Below are 5,255 nucleotides of genomic sequence, written 5' to 3'. Positions count from 1 at the left end.
AGATGTGTATAAGAGACAGAAGCAACATAACGGATACCACCAGCTACATTGGTACCCTCTATGGCAGCTGGCAAAACAGTGACCGCTTTGTTGATATTATGGCCAGCGCCGGTGTCAGCAAAAACGAAACCGAAAAAGTAGAGATCACCGGGCTGAGCACATCAGAGTATGATGCTAACCAACTGGGCTTACGTCTGGTGACCGGTCAGGACTTCTGGCTGGATAGTCAGGCAATGGTGCTGCAGCCAAACCTCTCCTTCAACTACGGACGGGTTGATATTGAGGCCTATGAGGAAATCACGCCATCCGTAATGACACAGCCTATTCATAAACAACGTTACGAAGTGGTTGAACTGGGTGCTGGTATTACGGCCATGAAATCCTTTGAACTGGATCGCGGCTTGTTGGATGCGAGCCTCTCCCTGAATGTGTACCATGATTTTGCTGCCGATCAAGTTGAGGTCACAAATAGTATTATAACCAGTGCTGGTGCGACTGCGCCTACCACACATACTGGCGCAGAACCGGAAAAAACCACCTGGCAAGCCAGCCTCGGGCTCAACTACCAGATCAGCAATACGCTGAGCGCATCGGTCAACTATGACCACACCTGGAAGTCCACCTTTGCTGCTGACAGTGCCAGCATCAAACTACGATATGACTTCTGAGGCGAGTTGAACTTTCGCTGCCGGCCAAGGCTTTATCATTGAACAGAAACGTCCGCTTTTGCGGACGTTTTTTTATGTACAGGGATATTCTGTATCCCGGAAACGCAGGAGCGGTTTCCGGGATTATGGGTGCGCAGGATATGGCACATAGTTATACTGCAGGCTCCGCTGTTACGGTTCGCTTCGCAGCGGCCATCATAAACCAGACCATTGCGCCAATACCTGCTGCAACACCAACCGGGTAAGAGATCGCAGATGAAAGACCGAGCCCTTCCGGAGCCATCAGAATATAAGTGCTACAAACGGCCGTCATAAAGGTTGCTGGCAGAGAAGCGAGCCAGTGACTTTTATTCTGGTGCACCATATACATAGCTGAAGCCCAGAGAACAATAGTAGCCAGCGCCTGGTTGGAGAAAGCAAAGTAGCGCCAGATAATATTAAAGTCGATAAAGGTCAGTGCGAAGCCCACAGCAAATACTGGAACAGCCAGCATCAGACGGTTTTTAGTACTGGTCTGACTGATATTCATCGCATCAGCAAAGATCAGCCGTATACTTCGGAAAGCAGTATCACCGGAAGTGATCGGGCAGGCGATAACCCCAAGAATGGCCAGCATGCCACCCACGGTGCCCATCAAACCAACGGATACTTCGTTAACCACAAGACCTGCGCCGCCTTTGCTGAGCACATCATTAAGACCTTCCAGACCATTAGGGAAGAAAGACATAGCCGCCGCAGCCCAGATAAGAGCAACCACGCCTTCCGCAATCATCGCACCAAAGAACACACGACGACCGTAGCTTTCGGAAGGCAGGCAGCGGGCCATCATGGGAGACTGGGTAGCATGAAAACCACTGATCGCACCGCAGGCAATGGTGACAAACAGCATTGGCCAGGCAGGCAACCCATTCGGGTGAGAGAGTGGATCAGTAATTTCAGGAATGGGCAGACCTTTCACCAGTATCATGCCACCAACGCCAAACGCCATAATCAGAAGCGTTAAACCAAACAGTGGATAAATTTTCGCAATCACTTTATCCACAGGCAAAACAGTCGCCATAAAGTAGTAGACTAAAATCACCGCCAGCCAGAAGCTGGTATTAGCAAAGATGCCTTTCATTCCCAGGTTCGCCAACAACCCGGCGGGGCCCATCATAAAGACAACACCCACCAGCAACAGCAGAACCACAGAGAAGCCCCGCATCACTTTGCGAGAACCTTCTCCCAGGTAATGACCGACGATTTCAGGAATCGACTGTCCCTGATGACGGACGGAGAGCATGCCTGAAAAATAGTCGTGTACCGCACCACCGAACACACAGCCAAACGCTATCCATAAAAAGGCTGAAGGGCCATACAACGCCCCCATAATGGCACCAAAAATAGGGCCAAGACCGGCAATGTTCAAAAACTGGATAAGGAAAATCTTGTGCCAGGGCAGGGGTACGAAATCAACACCATCCTGCATTACATGGGCCGGGGTCTCTCGATTCGGGTCAGCACCAAAATGACGGTCGACCCATTTTCCATAGACCAGATAGCCTGTGATCAGAATTGCTAATGCGCCAAGAAAGCTAAACACGCTTATTACCCGCTCTTTATCCCACGAATTTTCTAACGTCAGTGGATATCTAATTCAAGATTTGAGTTGTTGTATTACTTTTTTCCTGCTGAACAGAAAATCGGCAATTTTCATTTGCCGGCGCAATATAACAATTTACTGACATATCATTTTGATTTAGAACAAGACAACTATAATTCCATATCTGGTATATGGCGCCCTGAATCCGGAGCAAAAAACTGCAACGGATCACTATGGATTTTTACAAGAACAAAAACAAGAAGAAGAAGAAGAAGATCGCAGAATACAGGAATTGATCGCTTTCTGATTTTATTTAATTTATTGGTCTATTTTGAACGGGTTGACGTTGTAAAAGCAGGCAGAGTACACGAGTAATACTAATCACGATTTCTAACACTTAACGAGATGTTTGATTAACAATAAATAATAGTGGTGGTATGCCGTCTTTTTTAAAAACACAACAGGTCTATCTCCTATTTCACCTTCACCACAAATACCAACTATAAATTTAAGCACCCGTTCTTTTGGAGGTAATCAATGTTTGGAGCCATAGCACGTGAACAAATGTCAAAAATGACAAGTGTTCTGGATTTAGCACAATATCAAAAAAATGAAAGTGTAATGTGTAGCGGAACAGGCCGGCAGGTTCAAACAATGCCCCATAACGCCAGAACCTTCCATACCTGGGATTCAAAGTATGCTTCATTACCGGGTGACATAGCGCTGGGCAGTAGAAAAACTGAAAGGACTTCACAAACCGTTGCACAACTTATTGAAGATGCCGGTGAAGTTTACAATGCGAACAAAGCGGAAGCTACTGGTGATTCCCTCGTTAATATTACAAGTCTTCTGGAAAAAATAAACGACAGAAAAATGATAAATCAGTTATTGTCCAGTCAATTAAATTCTATGACTGCTACGGAGTTTGACCGGTTTATTGAACAATTCATTCGGGAAGTAGAGGCTAACAGCGCTACCGGGGAGGCCAGACCATTATCCGCCAGAAGAAAATTGTTTTATGGAACCGTTCTGTCACTATGCTTTGTTGGCTCTGCCTGCTCGGTCCTTGGTGTGATCCCCCTGGGACCTGAGGCCACTCCCAAAGAGCGCGGCCTTGGTATGGCACAGTTTTCGTTGTCGCTACTACTTACCCATGGAACGATCTATGCCAATGCCATGCATGATGTCATGGTTCATCTGGATAATAAGCTGACCCACTATTTGCATTCCAGAGAGGATGGCGCGGGCTGGTTATCGGTCTTGACGGATATCCGGGAGAAAATCCGTAATGTCAGTCTGAAGGATGGGCTGCTGCTGCTTCTGGGACTGTCTGTCGCATTTTATTCGCCCATGCAGGATGCCTTGAACGCTCGTAAAGGCGGCATTGACCTGGTAACAGGACTCAACCCGTCACTAACCACTCTCGGACAGGTGGTCGGTAATATTATGCTGGTCCTCAACTGGGCAACAGGGTTCGGCCTTCCTGCGGTTATGGCTGCCAGTCTGCTTTCCGGATACGGAAAAGACTTCACCACGCTCCGCCATGGTGCCTCTGACGAGCGAGAGTCCGTTGAAACGCTGACCAAAGTAGTCCGGAAAAATATGATGATCGCAGGTATAACCACTACGCATTCCCCGTTGTCGGCGGAACAGATTGTTCAGATAACTGATACCCAAACGCCTGATAATGTTTTTCTCCTTCAGCAGGTTCTCAGGGTCGCAGATGCAGATCATTGTGCTAAAGATGTGTTACAGCTGCTTCAGGCTATGGACCTGGATACACCCGCAAAGCGGGCGAAGCTTGACCGGGAGAAACTGACCGAGGCGGTCAGTCTGATATCATCTGACACCAGGGCAACGCCGCTACTGGCTAACGCTCTGGCAGAAATGCTCGAATCCCCCGGAATGGGTAAAAAGGTTCTGGACATGCTTCGTGGTGAATCGGTGAAATACTCCAATATTGCGGCAAGGGCAAAATCCGTGGCCAAGCTAACCTTCAGAATTCTGATTAACTGGATTTCATTAAATTGTATCGCACTCACCTTTGGATCGCCCATGGTGGTACAGCACTATAAGTCGCAGATGAAAGACCCATCCCAGGCGGTTGACTGCAATTATTTGCAGAAGATTTCCGACATTATTCCGTTTAGCTACTCTCTGCTGTTAGTCGCCATGCTGTCCTATGCAGTTCAGGGCATTACGTTGAGCGATGGGGCGATAAAGATCATGGAAGCACTGCTGACGCCTCTGAGTTTTATGATGCAGGGGCTTAGCCGGGAAAACCTGGAAAGAGCCTGGCAGTCAATACGGCGACATGCTGAAGTTTTGCCCATGTTCTGTGGCGTGGCCTGTGGCGCTACCATGGGCTGGGTTTTAGCCTCAGCCGATGATCGTTACCAGGAATATCTGCAACTGCTGGATTGTGATATTGGTGTTCCGGAGTCGAAGCTGGTGGCCGAGTTTAAGCTTGCAGGAATCATTACCCAGGTACTCATGGTTATAATCCTGACGCACCTTGGTCAATCCAGTTTTAAAAGTGTTATCAGAAAACTGTCTTTTTCCCGCTGCAGTCGCCTGTACGACCCGGTCACTTCCTAGCAAGACCATCCTGTAGGGCGGAGGCAGGGAGTACAACTGCTGTCAGCAATGATCGTTGATGGTGATTAATACCAAGAGAAAAGAACTGCCCGGGCCTTATTTCTGTCGAATTCACTCCCGGGCATTTGACACCCTGAACGAAGCTGTCGCAAAAGCATCCAGGGTATCCCCTGGATTGTTACCAGCACATCACCCAAGGCTGACCAACAGCCCTGCTGGCATGTAAACATTCAATTGCCCACTGGCCACCAGCTGCGATGCATTTTGTATATCCGGGAAAAAGTAACGATCCTGATCGTAGAAGGGAACATCTTTCCTCACCGTTTTCATCACCGCCTGCAGCGTTTCAGAGGTTTTCCAGGGTTTACGCAGATCCACACCCTGTGCCCTGTCTCTTATACACATCT

3 protein-coding genes and 1 pseudogene are annotated in these 5,255 nt (G+C 48.2%); 2 read left to right on the top strand and 2 right to left on the bottom strand.

The features are described 5' to 3' along the window. On the top strand, positions 1 to 668 hold a 668-nt coding region (locus RM811_RS14555), incomplete at its 5' end, for an autotransporter outer membrane beta-barrel domain-containing protein (RefSeq protein WP_402525609.1). A 151-nt stretch (positions 669 to 819) separates the two neighbouring features. Here RM811_RS14555 and RM811_RS14550 read toward each other — a convergent pair. Continuing rightward, entirely contained in the window at positions 820 to 2,250 is a 1,431-nt protein-coding gene (locus RM811_RS14550) for a carbon starvation protein A (protein WP_402525607.1), read from the bottom strand. Positions 2,251 to 2,904: 654 nt separating this feature from the next. Between RM811_RS14550 and RM811_RS14545 the strand changes: the two genes are divergently transcribed. After that, positions 2,905 to 4,848 (top strand): hypothetical protein, encoded by a 1,944-nt coding sequence (locus RM811_RS14545; RefSeq protein ID WP_402525605.1) that lies wholly within the window; start codon positions 2,905 to 2,907, stop codon positions 4,846 to 4,848. 189 nt (positions 4,849 to 5,037) lie between these two features. Here RM811_RS14545 and RM811_RS14540 read toward each other — a convergent pair. Then, positions 5,038 to 5,255: pseudogene (locus RM811_RS14540) on the bottom strand (histidine ammonia-lyase); the annotation flags it as partial.

This window comes from Endozoicomonas sp. (genome assembly GCF_031844845.1).
Lineage (GTDB): Bacteria > Pseudomonadota > Gammaproteobacteria > Pseudomonadales > Endozoicomonadaceae > Endozoicomonas.
Note: the sequence above shows the minus strand (reverse complement) of the source record. Positions and strands in the feature narration are given on the sequence as shown.